This is a genomic window from Nonomuraea jabiensis, from assembly GCF_014204795.1.
In the GTDB taxonomy this organism is placed as follows: domain Bacteria; phylum Actinomycetota; class Actinomycetes; order Streptosporangiales; family Streptosporangiaceae; genus Nonomuraea; species Nonomuraea jabiensis.
Genome location: NZ_JACHMB010000001.1, coordinates 2,690,407 through 2,706,953, shown reverse-complemented (window position 1 = coordinate 2,706,953; position 16,547 = coordinate 2,690,407). Strand labels below are relative to the sequence as shown.

Here is a 16,547-nt window from a genome sequence, read left to right as displayed (position 1 = left end):
GGGTGAGCCGTGCGCGCATCCGTCCTGGGGCTGGTGGTGCTGATGGCCGCCGGTTGCGGCGGGACGACGCCGCTGCTTGCCGAGGGCGATCCCCCGGTCAAGGTCGGCGCGATCATCTCGCAGACCGGCGTGTACGCCGCGCTCGGCGACGACCTGGAGGCCGCCATGCGCCTCTACCTGGACGACCACGGCGGGCGCCTGGGCGAGCGCCCGGCCGGGCTGGTGGTGGCCGACGACGCGGGCAACCCGGAGGAGGGCCAGAAGCAGGCCAGGCGGCTCATCGAGGACGAGGGCGTGAACGTGATCACCGGGCTCCTCTCCTCGCCCGTCGCCGAGTCGGTGGTCAAGGTGGCGGGCCGCACGCCCGTGGTGATCGCCAACGCGGGCGCCGACGCGCTGGGCGGCCCGGATGTCTTCCGCGTGTCGTACACCAACCACGACCACGGCTACGCGGCCGGCCGGTACGCCGCCGACCGGTACGGCAAGGAGGGCGTGGTGCTCATGGCCTCCGACTACTCGGCGGGCGTCGAAACGCTCAGGGGCTTCGCCGAGGGATACGGCGCAAAGCCGCTCAAACGCATCCTGACGCCCTACGGCAGGGTCACCGACCTGGAGCCGTACTTCGCGCGGATCCCGCGCGGGACGAAGCTCCTGTACGCGTTCTACGCCGGGGGAGAGGCGGTCGAGTTCCTGAAGGGATACCGGCAGCACGCCTCCAAGATCGCATTGCTCGGCTGCCAGAACCTCACGGACGAGGACGTGCTGCGGGCCGTCGGCCGGGAGGCCGAGGGCATCACCACCGTCGGCATGTACTCGCCCGCGCTGGACAACCCGGACAACGCCGCTTTCGTGGCCCGGTGGCGGGCCAGGACCGGCCGGAACCCGTCCGCGGTCGCCCTCCAGGGCTGGGACGCCATGCGGCTCATCGACCGGGGCCTGGCCGCGAGCGGGGGAATGGCGGCGGTGGGCGAGCTGGGCGGGCCTCGGGGGCCGTTCCGGCTGGACGCGACCCACAACCCGGTGCAGAACTGGTACGTCCGCGAGTACCAGAATGGCGTCAACCGGATAGTCGCCACCATCCCCCCGCAACAGGAGTGAACGTGGACCGCGACCAGTGCCTCGCCCTAGACGCGAACGACCCGCTGCGGGCTTTCAAGGACGAGTTCGTGCTGCCGGAAGGGGTCGTCTACCTCGTCGGCAACTCGCTCGGCGCGCTGCCCCGCCGCACCGCGGAACGGGTGCGGCAGACGGTGGAGGACGAGTGGGGCAGTCAGCTCGTCGGCGGCTGGAACCACGCCGGCTGGTACGCCCAGCCGCTGACCGCGGGCGACCGGCTGGCCCCGCTGATCGGCGCGGGCCCCGGGCAGGTCGTGGTGGGCAACACCACCTCGATCGCGGTCTTCCAGGCGGTGGCCGCGGCGCTGCGGCTGCGTCCCGACCGCCGGGTGATCGTCTCCGACGTCCGGAACTTCCCCACCGACCACTACATGGTCCAGGGCCTGGCCGGGCTGCTCGGCGGCTACGAGGTGCGCGACTTCGCGCAGGGGCGGTTCGACGACGCGGCCGTGGTGCTGCTGTCGGAGGTCGACTACCGCACCGGCGCCCGCCACGACGTGCCGTCGGTCACCGCCCGGGTGCACGAGGCCGGCGCGCTGATGGTCTGGGACGTGTGCCACAGCGTGGGGGCCATGGACGTGGACGTCTCGGGGGCCGACTTCGCGGTGGGGTGCACGTACAAGTACCTCAACGCGGGGCCGGGCGCGCCCGCCTTCCTCTACGTCAACCCGCGCCACCACGCCGCCGCCGAGAACGTGCTGTCCGGCTGGCACGGGCACGCCGAGCCGTTCGCGTTCGAGACCGGCTACCGCCCGGCGGAGGGCGTCCGGCGGTTCGCGGTGGGCACCCCGCACGTGCTGTCGTTCGCGGCGCTGGAGGCGGCGCTCGACGTGTGGGAGCGGGTGCCGATGGACCAGGTGCGGGCCAAGAGCATGGCGTTGACCTCGCTCTTCGTGGACCTGGTCGGCGACGCGCTGCAGCTGGTCTCGCCGGCCGACGCCGCCGCCCGGGGCAGCCAGGTGAGCTTCCGCCACCCCCACGGCTACCCGGTGATGCGGGCGCTGATCGACCGGGGCGTGCACGGGGACTTCCGCGCGCCGGACGTCCTCAGGTTCGGCTTCGCGCCGCTCTACATCGGCTACGCCGACGTGTACGACGCGGCGGCCACGCTGCTCGAGGTGCTGGACAAGGAGCTGTGGCGGGACGAGCGGTACGCCACGCGCCTGGCGGTCACCTGACCGGGTTCTCGTCCAGCCGCTTGACCGCCCGCTTGGGCGCGATGGCCCGGTAGCTCTCCTCCACCCAGTCGAGCAGCACCTCCGTCTCGGGCAGCTCCGACAGGAACGGCACCGTCACCCACCCCGCCCTGCCGAGCCCGTGGCCGGTGGGCGCCGCCCCCTCGACGGTCAGCGCGTGGCCGTGCGCCTCCGAGACCAGCTTCACGCTGAACATCGGGTCCCACTTCTCGGTCTGCTCGTCGATGCCGAGGAAGACGAAGACCTTCTTGTTCGCCTTGATGACGGTCTCGCCCCACGGGTGGTCCTCGTGCGCCTCGGGCAGCCCGAGCGCGAAGGCGCGCAGCTCTTCCCGTACGTCGTGCCAGTCGCTCATCCGCGGAACTCCTCCAGTTTGCGCTCGATGCGTTCCCTGATTCTGTCCCTGGCCTCCATCCTGGGCACGCCGGACATGAGCAGGCGGTCGTAGTCGGTGTCGAGGTGCCTGATGGAGGCGATGACCGCCAGCGTGATGGCGTTCTCGTCGAGCGCCCTGGCCGCCGCTGTCCTGCCCACCCGGCCGCTGCCGCGCTGGGCGGCGTGCTCGGCGATCTCCTGGGCCCGGTCCCGGGGGCAGCCGGGGAACAGCCTGCCGATCTCGGCCGCCATCCGGGCCTGGAAGTCGACGTCCTGCTCGGCCCTGCGGACGCGGTCGCGTTCGCGGCGGCGCTCGCGCACCTCCTCGTCGGCCAGGCACCGCTCCTCGGCGGCGGCCAGCGCGGCCTCCTCCACCAGCAGGCCGAAGCGCTGGTAGACCTTGCGCCGCCGGTTGTACCGCACGACCACCGCCGACAGGCCGCTCTCCTGCTTGGCGCGGCGGCTGAGTGCGGCGTTGCCGGACGGCAGGAACACCAGGTGGTCCATGTCGGCGCAGGTCAGGCAGTGCGGCCGGTCCTCCTCCATGATCAGGTAGGGGCCGGTGTCGCCGCAGGTGGCGCACGTCCAGGCGTTGAGCGGGGCCACCGCCACCAGGTCGGGCACCTTGGGCTCGCTCAGCTTGCGCACCCTGGCCTCGCTGAGGTCGGGCGAGAGCCAGTGCACGCGGAACGGCTCCTGCCCGGGCCCGGAGGTGAAGCGCAGCTCGCGCCGGTCGCGGGTGCCGGCCACGTACGGCGTGTCCACCGGCCTGAGCCCCTTGGCCAGCGCCCACTCCCGCAGCAGGCCGGCCGTCGCGAGCAGGCGGTCCTCGTCCACGGCCGCGAGCTCGGCCAGCGTGCCGGCCCGGCCCTGCCGCCAGGTGTCCACGTGCCTGGAGTGCAGCCAGCGCAGGCCCGTCACCACGTCGATGAACGTCACGTACTTCCGCGTGGCCAGCGCGACCTCGGCCGCCTCCGCGACCCTCCGCGCCAGATTGGGCTTGCTCATGACCCCAAGTCTCCCGCGCCTTTGTCGTGAGATGGCGAGACCGGCAGCTTTGCTTTTGCCCTTTGCGGCAAGTAACACGTTCGGACCACCGGCCGTGAGGCCATGGAGGATATCGTGCGCCTGTTCTTGCCGGCCGTGCTCATGCTCGCCACCTCGTGTGGCCTGGCCGAGGAGGGCACGCAGCCCGTCGTCACCGGCGCGTTCGGTACCAAGCCGGTCGTGGCCATCCCCAAGGGCAGCCCGGGCCGCACCCCGCGGATCACGGTGCTGTCGACGGGCAGCGGGCGGCGCACGCTCCCGGGCGACGTGGTGCTCTCCGACGTGGACATCCGGCGGTGGTCGGGCAACCAGCCGTACCTGAGCACGTACGACGGCCACCAGCCCACCTCGGTCGTCTTCGACGGCAGGCGGGTGCCGGAGACCTGGCGGCAGGCGCTCATCGGCCGGTCGGCCGGCAGCCGCATCATGGTGGTCAGCTCCGCGGGCGAGGCGCTCGGCCCGGACGCGCCCCTCGCGCCGACCGGTCTCTCGCCCGCCGACACGCTGGTGCTGATCTTCGACATCCTGGGCGGCTACCCGCCCGACGCCCGGCTGGTCGGCCGCACCCTGCCGGTGGTCCCGGCGGACATCGTGCCCGGCTCGCCGCCCCGCACGCTCATCGCCGGCTCCGGCGAAGAGGTCCTCGCCGGTTCGAAGGTGGTGGTCCAGTACGTGGCCGCGTCATGGCCCGGGCGGAAGGTCGTGGACTCGTCCTACCGGAGGGGCGGGCCGAGCGCGTTCACGCTGAAGGAGGGGGACGTGCCCGACGGCTGGCTGGGCGCGCTCGTGGGGCGGCAGGTCGGGAGCCGGGTGGCGGTCTCCGGCCGCGGCGACGAGCCGTCGCTCTACGTCATAGACGTGCTGGGCACGGTTCACGTATGAGAGGGGCCGGGCGCGTTCCACCCGGCCCCCTGTCTCGTCAGTCGCAGTGTTCGAGCGGGCTGTCGTAGGTCGAGGAGCCGGCCTTGCCGCCCCACCTGACGCACTTGCCGGCCGCCGAGGCGATGACCGGTCCCGCGTAGTAGGAGAAGTTGCCCGAGTCCGTCTTCCTCGTACTGCCCTCCACTTCCAGGTAGGCCGTGGTGGCGGTGGCCGTGCCGACGTTCCTGTACTTCAGCGTCGTCACGCAGTTGTTGCCGTTGGAGGAGTTGTAGAGCAGGTAGACGGCGCCGTCACTGCCGAGCGTGGCCGAGTCGATCACGTCGTAGCCCGAGCCGCAGACCTCCGTCGGGGTGTGCGGGTTGCCGCAGTTCTTCGAGGTCACCGACTGCTGCGGGTAGCCGAAGGTGACGCCGTTGAAGACGGCCTTCTGGATGTTGGCCGGGTAGTCGGTGCCCAGCCGCACCTCGTAGTGCAGGTGGGGGCTGATGTTGTTGCCCGGCTTGCTGGTGTTGCCGACCGTGCCGATCTGCTGGCCCTGCGACACCGCCTGGCCCTGGCTGACCGTACGGGTGTTCAGGTGGGCGTAGTACGTGGCCCAGCCGCCGCCGTGGTCGATCTTGACGAGGTTGCCGTACCCGTTGGTCGAGCCCTGGTGCGCGGAGATCACCACGGTGCCCGCCGCGGCCGCCACCACGGTGTCGCCGAGGTCGGCGTCCGCGGTGCTGCCCCGGTTGAAGTCGATCTCCCACGACTGGTGCGCGCTGCTGTTGCTGGAGTTGCCCGTCCACGTCTGGTTGCAGGGGAACGGGAGCTGGAAGTTCGTGGCCAGGAGCTGCGCTTCCGACCCCGGCACGGGGTCGGCCGCGGCGACTGACGCCGTACCGAGGCTGAGTAACAAGGCGAGGCCCGCGACCATTGCTGCGCCGAGCTTCATGGGGTGATCCTTTCCCGTGGGATCTCTGAGACCAGGGTCTGGACAAAGCGCACATGAATCGTTCAGAACCGATACAGGAAGCTGTCAGACCTCCGTAGAGGAGCCGATGTGCCGGTCACCTTCCATGTGCTCGGGCCGCTGGAGGTCCGTCGCGATGGCCGTCCCGTCCGGATCTCCGGCAGGAAGCCCCGCATGCTGCTGGCGACGCTGCTGCTCGACGCGGGCCGGGTGGTCGGCGCCGACCGGCTCGCCGACGTGCTCTGGCCGCACCGCCCGCCCCGCTCCGCCCAGGCCAACCTCCGTACGTACGTCAGCTCGCTCCGCTCCGACCTCGGGCCCGCGCTCCTACGGGCCGACGGGGCCGGTTACGCGATCGACGTGGCGGACGGCGCGCTCGACCTGCTGGAGTTCGAGGCCCTGGTCGACCGGGGCGAGTTCGCCGAGGCGCTCGCGCTCTGGCGCGGGGCGCCGCTGTCCGACCTGCCCGGCAGCCCCGTCTGGGACCGCCGCCTCGAACCTCTCCACCGGGCACGACTGTGGGCCGCCGAGGCGCTGATCGACCGGCGGATCCAGCGCGGCGACCACGACGGGGCCGCGTCCGAGCTGCGCGGGCTGCTGGCCGAGCACCCGTACCGCGAGGACCTGTGGGGGCGGCTGGTGCTGACGCTGCACAGCGGCGGCAGGAAGGCCGAGGCCCTGCGTGCCTACGCCACGGTCAGGGCCCAGCTCGTGGACGAGCTCGGCGTCGAGCCGGGGGCCGACCTGCGCGGGGCGTACGAGCTGATCCTGGCGGACGAGGCGCTGCCCGCCGTGCCCCGCCAGCTCCCGCCCCGCCTGCCCGACTTCACCGGCCGGGCCGGCGAGGTGGCCGCGCTGGGCCGGCCGTTCTCCGTCGCGGTGATCTCGGGGCCGCCCGGCTCGGGCAAGTCGGCGCTGGCCGTGCACGCGGCGCACGCGCTGTGCGGCGCCTACCCCGCCGGGCAGCTCCACCTGGAGCTCGGCCTGCGGGAGCCGGGTGACCTGCTGGCCGAGGCGCTCAGAGGGCTCGGCGTCCCCGGCGTGCCGCCGACCGTGGGCGAGCGGTCCGCGCTGTTCAGGTCGCTGCTGGCCGAACGGCCGATGCTGGTGCTGCTCGACGACGCCCGCGACGCGGACCAGGTGCGCCCGCTGCTGCCCGGCGACGGCAGCGCGGTGATCGTCACCAGCCGCCGCCGCGTCACCGAGCTGCCCGGCGCGGTGCTGGTCCAGCTCGGACCGCTGGCCCCCGACGAGGCGCTGTCCCTGCTCGGCTCCATCGCGGGCGCGGACCGGGTGGCCCGCGAGCGCGAGGCCGCGCTGGCCATCGTGGCCGCCTGCGGCGGGCTGCCGCTGGCCGTCAGGAACGCGGGCACCCGCCTGGCCGCACGGCCCGGCTGGTCGCTGTCGGTGCTCAGGCAGCGGCTGGAGGACGACTGGCTCGGCGAGCTGCGGGACGTGCGGGCCAGCTTCGACGACGGGTACGCGCGCCTGCCCGCCGAGGCCGCCCGCACGCTCGCGACGTTCCGCCTGCTCGGCGCGTCCGCGCAGCCCGGATGGGTGGTCGACGCGGCGCTCGGGCGGCACGGGGCCGACGACGTGACCGACCTGCTGGTGGACGTCAGCCTGCTGGACCTGGTCGGCACCGACGGGGTGGGCCAGCCGCGCTACCGCGTCCCCGACCTCATCGGCCGCCACGCACTCGAACGCGCTCCTGCCCTCCCTCCCGGACGGTCCGGGCCGGACGCGGTGGGCAGGGTGCTGGCAGCGTGGACGGCGACCGCGGAGCACGCCATGGCGCGGCTGCCGACCACCGTGTTCAGCCTCACGGCCGCCCGGGCGCCGCGCTGGCGGCTGCCCGGCCGCACGCTCGACCGGCTGACGGCCGACCCGGTGGCGTGGTTCGAGGCGGAGCACGAGGCGCTGGCCGGGGCGGTGGACGTGGCGGCCGGGTCCGGCCTCGCGGAGTCGGCGTGGGGGCTGGCCGCCGCCATGGTCCCGTACCTCGACCTGCACTGCCATCTCGGCACCTGGCGGCGGACCCACACGGCCGCCCTGGCCGCCGCCCGGGCGGCCGGCGACAGGTACGGCGAGGCCGCCATGCTCAGGGGCCTGGCGCAGGTCAGCCTCTACCAGGACCGCTACGATGAGGCGGCCGACGGCTTCACCCGCTCCCGCCAGATATTCAGCGACCTGGGCGACCGGCGGGCCGAGGCCACCTCCATCTGCGGGCTCGGGGCCGTGAGCCAGTTCAGAGGCCGGCCCGCGCACTCGCTCATCCACTTCAGGAACGCGCTGGCCATCTTCGTGGCCACCGGCGACCGGCACGGCGAGGCGTTCGCCCGCCAGGCCATCGGCCGGGCCTGCCTGAAGTCGGGCGACCTGGAGCAGGCGTCGGAGTCGCTCGGCCAGGCCATGCGGCTGGCCCAGGAGCTGGGGGACGCCCATCGGGAGGGCTGCGTGTGCCTCCAGATGGGGCACCTGCACCAGGCGATGTCGTTCCACCAGCACGCCCTGGAGATCTTCGAGTCGCTGGGGGACCGGCACTGCGGGGCGTACGCGCTGCAGAGCCTGGCCGGGCTGCAGGCGGCGCGCGGGGACCTGGCGCGGGCCTCCACCGGGCTCGAGCGGTCGCTGGAGATCTTCCAGGAGCTCGGCGACCTCAGCGGCGCGGCCTCCTCCACGCAGCTCCTGGGCGAGCTGTACCGCTCGGCCGGCCGTACGGGGCTGGCGCGCACCTATCTCAGCCACGCCAGCGCGCTGCGCCGCAGCCTTCCCGTCTAGGACCTTCCGCCGAGGTCGGCGCGGATCATGCTGTAGCGCACGCCGTCGTGCCACTCCCCGGCCCGGAAGCCGGAGCCCCTGATGACGCCCTCGCGGGTGAACCCGGCCTTCTCCAGCGCCCGCTGCTCGGCCACGTTGGCGACCTCCGTGGACGCCTCGATCCGGTTGGCCGTCGAGTGGTCGAACAGGTAGCGCGCGAGCAGCCGCTGCGCCTCGGTGCCGTGGCCCTGGCCGCGGTGCTCCGGCGCGACGATCAGCCCCATCTCCCAGTAGTAGCTGGCGCGGTTGGCGACCTGCTTGCCGAACGACAGGAAGCCGACCCGCTCGTCGCCGTTCGCGATGATCAGGATGCCGCCGTCGTCGCTCAGCATGCCGTTCTCCTGCCAGCGCGCCCGCATGTGATGGGGGTTCCGGAAGCCGTACCACTGGAACTCGCCCGTGCTGTCGGGGTCGCTCGTGAGCCGGTGCAGGAAGGGCAGATCGTCCTCTTCGACGGGACGCAGGCGAACAGTCATGATCCGGACACTAGACGACGTACCAGTCGCTTGAGGCGGGACTCCTGGAGCGGGGCGCTCTCCAGGGCGTCAAGGGCCTGCGCGGCGCTCGGGCGCTTGGCCGGGGAGTGGTCGAGCATCCTGCGGACGACCTCCGGCACGTCGGGACCGTGGGCGTCGGCGCTGGTCGGGAACTGGCCGGTGAGGAGCTGGTAGGCGATGGCGCCGGCCGCGTAGACGTCGGAGGCGGTCGTCATGAGGTCGGGCCGCTCCTGGCACTCGGGCGCCACGTAGTGCGCGTCGAGCACGTTGCCCAGCTCGTGGGCGACGGTGTAGTTGCGCGGGCCCGGCTTGGCGTAGTCGAACCCGGTCAGCACCGCGTGCCCGTCGTCGGTGACCAGGACGGAGGCGGGGGTCAGCGCCCGGTGGACGACGCCGTGGGCGTGGGCGTGCGCCAGCCCGCGCAGCAGGTCCTGGATCACGCCCAGCCGGGCGCCCTTGCCCAGCGACAGCTGCAGCGTCTCGCCGTGCACGTCGTCCAGCACCAGCACGAACCGGCTCTCGTCGTCGATGGCGAAGAAGTCGCGCGAGCGCACCACGCACGGGTGCGGGGGGATCCTGGCCAGCGTCTGGTACGCGTTGGCGATGCGCTGCCGCTCGGCCGCCCGCGCGTGGTGGTCGGCCAGCGGGTCGGCCTGGTAGACCCGCAGCAGCACGGTCTCGCTGCCCGGCAGCGTGGCGTTGAACGCGCGATATTCGGTGATCTTGGTGTCGCCGCCGAGTTGCTCCTCGACCTCCCAGTTGCCGAACCGCGGCGGCGCGGAGCTGCGGCGGACGCTCTGGTTGAGCGCGTCGAGGATCGCGGTCAGGTACGGCTTGGTGTCCGGGCTGCAGCCGCGCCTGACCCTGGAGACGTCGCTGAGCGTGGCGAGCAGACCGGGCAGGTCGGTGACGTTGATCGCGTCGCGCCCGGCCGGGTCGATCAGCTCGGCGTCGGGCGAGGAGAGCACGACCAGGCTGTCGACGTAGACCCGCTCCAGCTGGGTGGCCCTGGACACCAGCAGGCCCTTCAGCGCCTTGGCGGTGCCCCGCAGCTTGGCCACGGGCGAGCCGAACGCCTCCCTGCGCGGCGGGAACCAGCGCGTGCCCGACACCTCGATGCGGCCCCTGGTGCCCTTGACGTCGACGACCACGATCGAGTGGCCGGTCAGCACGATGATGTCGACCTCGAAGACGTCGTGGCCGCGCGGAACCTCGATGTTGTGCAGCAGCAGCCAGTCGGCGGGCGCGTGGTCGCGCAGATAAGCGATCACCCGCCGTTCGGCGTCGTTGACCGGACGTCCCCCGCCGACGATCTCTGCCATGAGGGGTATCCTCCCACGACTACGCATCGACAGCGTGGGGGCCGACCTGTGGGACACCGGTCCGTCGCCGCACCCGGCTCCGGCACGCGGCCGGCGGCGGAGTGGAATTCATGGTCGTTTCCGTATCCCGCCGCGCTGCTCAAGTTTCGGGCGATCGTTTGCTAAACGGCGGTGCGGGATCGGCCCATCAGGTGCGGGACGAGCCAAAATAAATCCCGGCAAAAGGACTCCGAACCTCGCGTGCGAGTCGCTTTTCGCTGACGGGTGCGAAAACCCCGTGCCAAGAAAGCGAGGCGCCGCCCGGGCCTCGGTGTGGGCTTTTTGAGTTGCAGTTACGGCCGCCTGCCGCGATGGTTATTTCCGGCACCTCACAGCCCTGCACAAACGACTAGGCGCTGAATTCCGGCGCCGTTCCGGGAGGAAATCACACATGATCCGTCGCATTCTGGTCGGTGCAGCGATCGCGGCCGCCGCGTTCGGCTTCGCCGCAACGGGCGCCTCGGCCAGCGTCGGCCCCAACCCGCACAACAGCGGACAGTCAATCCTGAGTCAGCTGAGCGCCCTGGACGACCTGACCGCGCTCAACGACGTCCTCAACGACTCCGTGAAGTACGTCGACATCCTGACCCTCCTCCACCTGCAGGACATCGACGCCAACATCCTGAACAACCAGGAGAACACGGGCGACAACAACTGACGGCTCCTCTCGTGGCGTAGGCAGGAAGCCGATCGGCGGTTCCCGGGAGGGGATTCCGTCCGGCCAAGGTCGTCTTCCTGGTGCCTTGAGGTGAACCGCGAAAACGGGCCGTGGACGTTCGCGAGTCCGCGGCATGGGCCCGGTGCGCACCGAGCTCTCCGCCGCGTGGCCCAGGTCGATCACTGCAGGACGGCCTGGGTCGCGCGGCCGTTCACGGCGGCGGAGCCCGGGGCGTCGCGGCCGTCCGGGGCCGCGGAGCTCAGCGCGTGGCCGTTCATCCAGGTGCCGGCCGGCCGGACCACGCCGAGGAGGGTACGCCTGCCGAGCGGGTCCACCCGGACCGTCTGCCCGGTGTAGGGGGCGTGCACCATCCGCGTCGCGTCCAGGACGATGCCGACGTGCTCCGGCCCGGGACTGTGGGAGTCGTTGTCGAAGAAGACCAGATCCCCCGGCTCCGCCTGCTCCTTGGGTATCCGGATCCCGGAGCGCCACTGCTCCCGCGTGGTCGAGCCGATCGACACCCCCGCCCGCGCCCACGCGTATTCCGCGAGCCCCGAGCAGTCGAATCCCCACGTCTTCGCGCCTCTCCCGGTGCCGAACCCGGGGCCGTTCACCCCGCCGCCGCCCCACGAGTACGGGACGCCGATCATCTCTATCGCCGCGCGCACCGCGATCGCCCCGCCCGCCGATCGCCGGGCCATCGCGGGAATGGCCGGAACCGCGCTCAGAATCGCCGCTGCCAGCGCTATTGGCAGCAGCCGCCGTGTTCCATTCATGACATATTCAGCGCTCCCGTCGCCACGCCTCCGCCGCCCCGTTCTCTCGGTAGCATTCCTCCTTCTCTATAGCGATAAAACGGACTTTGGCCATACGGGGCGTCCGTATGGCCATAAGCTGAAAAACTGCCCCCATGCCACCCCAGGGCAAATGCAGATTAATCGTATATATCCGGACGATCCATGATCAACAATCAAGGAAATGCTGCGCGCATTTGACTCCTGATTGGCGCAGTCGGGTTGCGACCCCTCCGGACGCCGCGAGAATGTTATTCCTGGAATCTCGCAGCCCGGTGCGAGTGATTCACGATGACGCGCATCCCGCGCAAATTCCGACGAAGGAGAAACAAGAAATGATGCGTCGCATTCTCGCTGGTGCAGCGATCGCGGGTTGCCTGCTCGGGTTCTCGGCGACGAGCGCCTCCGCCGACGTCGGTCCCAATGCGTTCAACAAGAAGCAGCAGATCCTCAGCCAGCTGAGCCTGCTCGACGATCTCACGCTGGCCAACGACGTCCTCAACGACTCCGTGAAGTACATCGACCTCGCGACCATCGGTCACCTGCAGGATCTCGACATCAACCTGCTCAACAACCAGTCCCACGTGGGCGACAACAACTGAGCGCGCACGCCTGACGCGCGGGCGCTCCGGTAGCCACGATGCCGGCGGCGGCACCGGTGGCGGCACCTTGCCGGAGCGCTCCCCGGGCCGGCGCAGCACCGTCCGAGTCGGATCTTCCGCAGCAGTCAAGGGCACGGCCATGCCGTGCCCTTCATAATTTCCCCGCAATTCGGTCATTTTCCGGCGAAAATTACATACGCAAACATACTTCGTGTAACCTGGGTTCTGGTTATTTGCCAGAGCAGGATTACACCCCCAGAGCGTGCGTGTTGGGGGGCGAAGAGCGTGAGCGTCCAAGAGCGGTTGCTCTACCAGGATGGGCAGCTGACCGTCACGGTGCGCGCGGTGCCCGGGCCGCCGGCTGTCGCGCTGGTCGGCGAGATCGACGCCTCCAACAGCCCAGCGGTGGCCGACGCCCTGGCGGGGTGCCGCCAGGGCGCCTACATCGTCGTCGACACGGGCGAGCTGACCTTCATCGACGTCTCCGGCCTGCGGGTGCTCGTCATGCCCACCCTGCCGCCCGCGGAGCGGTGGATCCGCCTACACAATGTCACGCCGTACCAGCGCCGATTGCTCCGCATGATGGGCTGGTTCTACGAGCCCCGCGCCCATCACCTGCCCGCGTAGGCCGCCGAGGTGCCGAGGCCCGTCGGCCCGCCCAGCCGCCGCTCGGGCACCCGGTGGTGGCGCAGCAGCGAGTCCTCGTCGAACCGGGAGCAGTTGTGGTGCCAGTGGAACACCCCGGCCACCCAGTTACGCAGCCCGTCCACGAACGCGTCGAGGTCCTGCCGGGTCTCCGCGTCGAGATCGGCGCACACGACCGGCAGCTCGTTCTCGACGATGTGCTGGAACTGGCCCAGCCGCGAGTCCAGCAGGTCGGTCACGATGCCGAGCGCCGTCGGGTAGTCGCAGTCGAAGAAGTGCCGCACCACCAGGATGCCGTTGTGCAGGTCCCCCTCGAACTCGATCTCCTTCTGGTAGGAGAAGACGTCGTTGATCAGCGTCCCGCAGTCGGCGGCGGTGTTCTCCAGCGACCGGATCGGCCCGCTCTCGCGCAGCTCACGGGGCAGCCGGCGGCCGTGCCGCAGCCGGCTGAAGCCCATGGTCAGCTCGCTGCCGGCGGCCTGCCTGCGCATCTCGATGAAGTCCACGGGGTCGGGGATGCGGTGGGCGAACTGGTTGCCCAGCTCCCACAGCCAGGCCAGGCACATGGTCTCGACCGCCTCGCGCAGCTCGCGCCGCCCCTCCGGCGGCATCGGCCCCACCGTACGCGCCCAGACGTCGGCCAGGCCCCGCTCCAGCACGTTCGCGGGCGGCGGCGCGGGCGAGCCGTCCAGCGGCATGAACGCCGAGAACCGCTCCACCGCGATCCTGGCCGCCGCGAGGTTGCGTGACCGGCCGAAGACGGCCGGGAAGTAGTCGTCCGCGTACGTGCCCCAAGCCATCCAGTACGACGCCAGGTCCAGCTCCTCCGCGCTGCCGTCGGGATGCAGGCCCGCGGTGCACAGAGGCAGGTCGAAGTCGACCAGCCGCCGCTCGTCCCACAGGGTCGAGTCGAGCATGCCCATCTCCCCGCACCAGGCCACGATGTTGCGCCGGGCGGCGTCGAGATGCGGCGACAGCCGGACCTGGAAGGGCATGGGCAGGTCGGGGATCCGCGAGGGCCCCACCCGCTGGTACGGCACGTACGTGAAGTTACGCAGCCGCTTGGCCCCCAGCAGGTTGACGATGGACGGCATGCCCAGCGGCTTGCGGGCGGCGACCCGCTTGTTCATGTACCGGCTGGAGCGCAGGTGCCACTCGTGCCCGCCCGACTGCCAGTCCTGCAGCCCCTTGACGTAGGCCAGCACGCCGGCCGCGGTGAGCGGGTCGACGCCGTACTCCACGAACAGCGGCCCCAGCTCGCCCAGCGCCGTGTGCTCGAACTGCTGCAGCCGCGAGGTCAGCAGGTCGTTGACCGCGTCCGCGGCCTCCTGCGTGCCGCACCCCAGGAACCTCTCCAGCACCAGCACGCCGTTGCTCAGCTCGCCCTCGTCCCCGACCTCCCGCTCGTACGAGAACAGGTCGTTGCGCAGGTGGACCCCGTCCGCGAAGGCGTCCTTCAGCACCCGCAGCGGCCGGGTCCCGGCCAGCCGGGCGGGCACCTCGGCGCCCACCGCGTGCTCGACGAGCCCCGCCGACCAGGGCGCCCCGCCGACCTTGCGGCGCATCTCGATGTACTCGACCGGGTTGGCCACCCGTCCCCGGTTGATGTTGGCCAGCTCCCAGAGGGACTCGTTCAGCAGGTTCCTGGTGCTCTCGGCGAAGCGCGCCCGCCAGTCCGCGGACCTGCTGGGCACCGTACGCACCCACAGGTCGGCCAGGCCCGCCTCGACCGGGTTGGTGGGCTCGGGCATGGTCAGGTCATCGCCCATCGGCATGAACCGCGCGATCCGGTCGAGGTACGCCTTGCCGCCCGCCAGGTCGCCGCTGCGCTTGAAGACCTCCAGGAAGTGGTCGTCGAAGAAGAAGACCCACACGTACCAGTCGGTGACCAGGCAGAGCTCGACGGCGTCGCAGTCGGGATGCGTGTACGAGCACAGCAGCGCGTAGTCGTGGGCGTCGAGGTCGGCCTCCTCCCAGATGCCCGAACCTTCGGACATGCCCAGCTCGCGCGCCCACTGCCGGGAGTGCGCGCGAGCCTCTTCGAGATGCGGGTTCAGCCGCGCCGGATACGGCATGTAGAAGTCCGGCAGTTCGAACGGCTGGCTCATGGCAACTCCTTCAGGTAAGTACTCGGCCGGCACCGCGCGCAGGCGGTGCCGGCCGTCCGGTCCCTCGCTCAGCCGTTCCTGCCGACCTCGACGTCCTCCAGCACGCCGAGCGCGTCAGGCACCAGCACCGCCAGCGAGTAGTACGCACTCACCAGGTAGGAGATGACCGCCTTCTCGTTGATGTTCATGAACCGGACCGACAGGCTCGGCTGGTACTCGTCGGGGATGCCGGTCTGGTGCAGGCCCACGACACCCTGGTTCTCCTGGCCGGTCCGCATGAGCAGGAACGACGTCGTGTACGTGGCGGAGATCGGGATCTTGTTGCACGGGAAGATCGGGATGCCCCGCCAGGCCGGCACCTTGTGCCCGAAGGCCTCGATGGACTGCGGGTAGACGCCGCGCTTGCTGCACTCCCGGCCGAAGGCCGCGATGGCCTGCGGGTGCGCCAGGAAGAACGCCGGGTCCTTCCACACGGTGGCCAGCAGGTCGTCGAGGTCGTCGGGGGTGGGGCGGCCGCCGCGGGTGCGGATGCGCTGGCTGAAGTCGGCGTTGTGGAGCAGGCCGAACTCCCTGTTGTTGACCAGCTCGTGTTCCTGCCGCTCGCGCAGGGCCTCGATGGTGAGGCGGAGCTGCTGGTCGAGCTGGCTCATCGGCTGGTTGTACAGGTCGGAGACCCGGGTGTGCACCCGCAGGACCGTCTGGGCCACGCTCAGCTCGTACTCGCGCGGGCTCACCTCGTAGTCCACGAACGTGCCGGGCAGCACGGGCTCGCCGCTGTGGCCGGCCGCCAGGTCGATCGCCGCCTCGCCGTAGTCGTTGTGGGCGTGCTCCCCGCTCGCCGAGACCCACCGGTCCAGGTGCTCGCGCAGCCCGGGCGACTGGTCGGCGAGCTGCTCGAAGTCCTGCCGGGACAGCGTGAGAACGGTGGTCTTGGTCTTGGCCCGCGCGGTGAAGTCGAACTGGCCACCACTCGTCAGTGTCGACTCGCCGAGATAGTCGCCGTCGGCCAGGACGCCGAGGCTCTGCTCGTCGCCGTACGCGCCGCGGCTCACCTTGGCCACCCGGCCGTGGGCGATCAGCACCAGCCGGTCAACGGGGCGGCCCTCGGAGACGATCTCCTCGCCCGCCTCCACCTCACGCTGGGCGAAACGGTCGGCCAGCGCCCCCAGCACCTCCGTATCGTCGAAGCCGCGCAGCATGGGCAGCTCGGTGAGCTCCGCCGGGATGACCCGCACGTCCGAACCGGTCGTGCTGAACGTGATGCGGCCGTCACCCAGCTCGTACGTCAGCCGCCGGTTGACCCGGAACACACCGCCCGAACACTGCACCCACGGCAACAGCCGCAGCAGCCAGCGGGAGGTGATCTCCTGCATCTGCGGCGGCGTCTTGGTCGTGGTCGAGAGCTGTCTGGCGGCCTCGGTGCTGAGGCTGAGCTGGCCGTTGCCGTTGCCGTTGACGGCCTCAGGCGTGCTCGAGTTGGTCGTTTCGGTCATC

General features: G+C 71.2%; 15 protein-coding genes. 7 read left to right on the top strand and 8 right to left on the bottom strand.

What is annotated here, in order from left to right; translation table 11 throughout:
- Positions 1 to 9 precede the first annotated feature (9 nt).
- The gene (locus tag HD596_RS11760; RefSeq protein ID WP_185069293.1) at positions 10 to 1,098 is read left to right on the top strand and encodes an ABC transporter substrate-binding protein; all 1,089 of its coding nucleotides are present in this window, start codon (positions 10 to 12) and stop codon (positions 1,096 to 1,098) included.
- Positions 1,095 to 2,294 (top strand): kynureninase, encoded by a 1,200-nt coding sequence (kynU, locus tag HD596_RS11755; RefSeq protein ID WP_185069292.1) that lies wholly within the window; start codon positions 1,095 to 1,097, stop codon positions 2,292 to 2,294. Before HD596_RS11760 ends, kynU begins: the two co-directional genes overlap by 4 nt.
- On the opposite strand, the gene HD596_RS11750 is transcribed toward kynU, so the two are convergent.
- Positions 2,287 to 2,667 carry an MmcQ/YjbR family DNA-binding protein gene (locus HD596_RS11750; protein ID WP_185069291.1) on the bottom strand — a complete coding sequence of 127 codons (381 nt, stop codon included), beginning with the start codon at positions 2,665 to 2,667 and terminating at the stop codon, positions 2,287 to 2,289. The genes kynU and HD596_RS11750 overlap by 8 nt on opposite strands.
- A complete protein-coding gene (locus HD596_RS11745) occupies positions 2,664 to 3,695 on the bottom strand; it encodes a DUF2293 domain-containing protein (protein ID WP_185069290.1) in 1,032 nt (343 codons plus the stop codon). The genes HD596_RS11750 and HD596_RS11745 overlap by 4 nt, the downstream gene beginning before the upstream one ends.
- Before the next feature lie 114 nt (positions 3,696 to 3,809).
- Between HD596_RS11745 and HD596_RS11740 the strand changes: the two genes are divergently transcribed.
- Complete coding sequence (locus HD596_RS11740) at positions 3,810 to 4,616, top strand: FKBP-type peptidyl-prolyl cis-trans isomerase (protein ID WP_185069289.1); 807 nt, start codon at positions 3,810 to 3,812, stop codon at positions 4,614 to 4,616.
- Positions 4,617 to 4,653: 37 nt separating this feature from the next.
- Here the strand turns inward: HD596_RS11740 and HD596_RS11735 are convergent, their stop codons facing one another.
- Positions 4,654 to 5,550 carry a M23 family metallopeptidase gene (locus HD596_RS11735; protein WP_185069288.1) on the bottom strand — a complete coding sequence of 299 codons (897 nt, stop codon included), beginning with the start codon at positions 5,548 to 5,550 and terminating at the stop codon, positions 4,654 to 4,656.
- Between the two features lie 108 nt (positions 5,551 to 5,658).
- Here HD596_RS11735 and HD596_RS11730 point away from each other — a divergent pair, with 108 nt between their 5' ends.
- The gene (locus tag HD596_RS11730; protein ID WP_313043663.1) at positions 5,659 to 8,349 is read left to right on the top strand and encodes an AfsR/SARP family transcriptional regulator; all 2,691 of its coding nucleotides are present in this window, start codon (positions 5,659 to 5,661) and stop codon (positions 8,347 to 8,349) included.
- Here HD596_RS11730 and HD596_RS11725 read toward each other — a convergent pair.
- Together HD596_RS11725 and mads6 are read right to left on the bottom strand one after the other, a co-directional pair.
- Positions 8,346 to 8,864 (bottom strand): GNAT family N-acetyltransferase, encoded by a 519-nt coding sequence (locus HD596_RS11725; RefSeq protein ID WP_185069287.1) that lies wholly within the window; start codon positions 8,862 to 8,864, stop codon positions 8,346 to 8,348. The genes HD596_RS11730 and HD596_RS11725 overlap by 4 nt on opposite strands.
- Positions 8,861 to 10,207: a methylation-associated defense system protein kinase MAD6 gene (mads6, locus tag HD596_RS11720; RefSeq protein ID WP_185069286.1), complete on the bottom strand. Its 1,347-nt coding sequence runs from the start codon at positions 10,205 to 10,207 to the stop codon at positions 8,861 to 8,863. The genes HD596_RS11725 and mads6 overlap by 4 nt, the downstream gene beginning before the upstream one ends.
- A 430-nt stretch (positions 10,208 to 10,637) precedes the next feature.
- Here mads6 and HD596_RS11715 point away from each other — a divergent pair, with 430 nt between their 5' ends.
- On the top strand, positions 10,638 to 10,904 hold the full coding sequence (locus tag HD596_RS11715; protein ID WP_185069285.1) for a hypothetical protein: 267 nt from the start codon (positions 10,638 to 10,640) through the stop codon (positions 10,902 to 10,904).
- A 179-nt stretch (positions 10,905 to 11,083) separates the two neighbouring features.
- Here HD596_RS11715 and HD596_RS11710 read toward each other — a convergent pair whose 3' ends face one another.
- A complete protein-coding gene (locus HD596_RS11710) occupies positions 11,084 to 11,605 on the bottom strand; it encodes a C40 family peptidase (RefSeq protein WP_185069284.1) in 522 nt (173 codons plus the stop codon).
- A gap of 374 nt (positions 11,606 to 11,979) precedes the next feature.
- Here HD596_RS11710 and HD596_RS11705 point away from each other — a divergent pair, with 374 nt between their 5' ends.
- Positions 11,980 to 12,300: a hypothetical protein gene (locus tag HD596_RS11705; RefSeq protein WP_185069283.1), complete on the top strand. Its 321-nt coding sequence runs from the start codon at positions 11,980 to 11,982 to the stop codon at positions 12,298 to 12,300.
- Positions 12,301 to 12,585: 285 nt separating this feature from the next.
- A complete protein-coding gene (locus HD596_RS11700) occupies positions 12,586 to 12,927 on the top strand; it encodes an STAS domain-containing protein (protein ID WP_185069282.1) in 342 nt (113 codons plus the stop codon).
- Here HD596_RS11700 and HD596_RS11695 read toward each other — a convergent pair.
- Positions 12,912 to 15,053 (bottom strand): terpene synthase family protein, encoded by a 2,142-nt coding sequence (locus HD596_RS11695; protein WP_185069281.1) that lies wholly within the window; start codon positions 15,051 to 15,053, stop codon positions 12,912 to 12,914. The two genes, HD596_RS11700 and HD596_RS11695, sit on opposite strands and share 16 nt — an antisense overlap.
- A gap of 68 nt (positions 15,054 to 15,121) precedes the next feature.
- The gene (locus HD596_RS11690) at positions 15,122 to 16,546 is read right to left on the bottom strand and encodes a family 2B encapsulin nanocompartment shell protein (protein WP_185069280.1); all 1,425 of its coding nucleotides are present in this window, start codon (positions 16,544 to 16,546) and stop codon (positions 15,122 to 15,124) included.
- Between the last annotated feature and the right edge of the window lies 1 nt (position 16,547).

Bases quoted from the DNA above. Each gene is read 5' to 3' on its own strand.
- HD596_RS11750 (WP_185069291.1), bottom strand. From the start codon at position 2,667: ATGAGCGACTGGCACGACGTACGGGAAGAGCTGCGCGCCTTCGCGCTC.
- HD596_RS11745 (WP_185069290.1), bottom strand. From the start codon at position 3,695: ATGAGCAAGCCCAATCTGGCGCGGAGGGTCGCGGAGGCGGCCGAGGTC.
- HD596_RS11735 (WP_185069288.1), bottom strand. From the start codon at position 5,550: ATGAAGCTCGGCGCAGCAATGGTCGCGGGCCTCGCCTTGTTACTCAGC.
- HD596_RS11725 (WP_185069287.1), bottom strand. From the start codon at position 8,864: ATGACTGTTCGCCTGCGTCCCGTCGAAGAGGACGATCTGCCCTTCCTG.
- mads6 (WP_185069286.1), bottom strand. From the start codon at position 10,207: ATGGCAGAGATCGTCGGCGGGGGACGTCCGGTCAACGACGCCGAACGG.
- HD596_RS11715 (WP_185069285.1), top strand. From the start codon at position 10,638: ATGATCCGTCGCATTCTGGTCGGTGCAGCGATCGCGGCCGCCGCGTTC.
- HD596_RS11710 (WP_185069284.1), bottom strand. From the start codon at position 11,605: ATGGCCCGGCGATCGGCGGGCGGGGCGATCGCGGTGCGCGCGGCGATA.
- HD596_RS11695 (WP_185069281.1), bottom strand. From the start codon at position 15,053: ATGAGCCAGCCGTTCGAACTGCCGGACTTCTACATGCCGTATCCGGCG.
- HD596_RS11690 (WP_185069280.1), bottom strand. From the start codon at position 16,546: ATGACCGAAACGACCAACTCGAGCACGCCTGAGGCCGTCAACGGCAAC.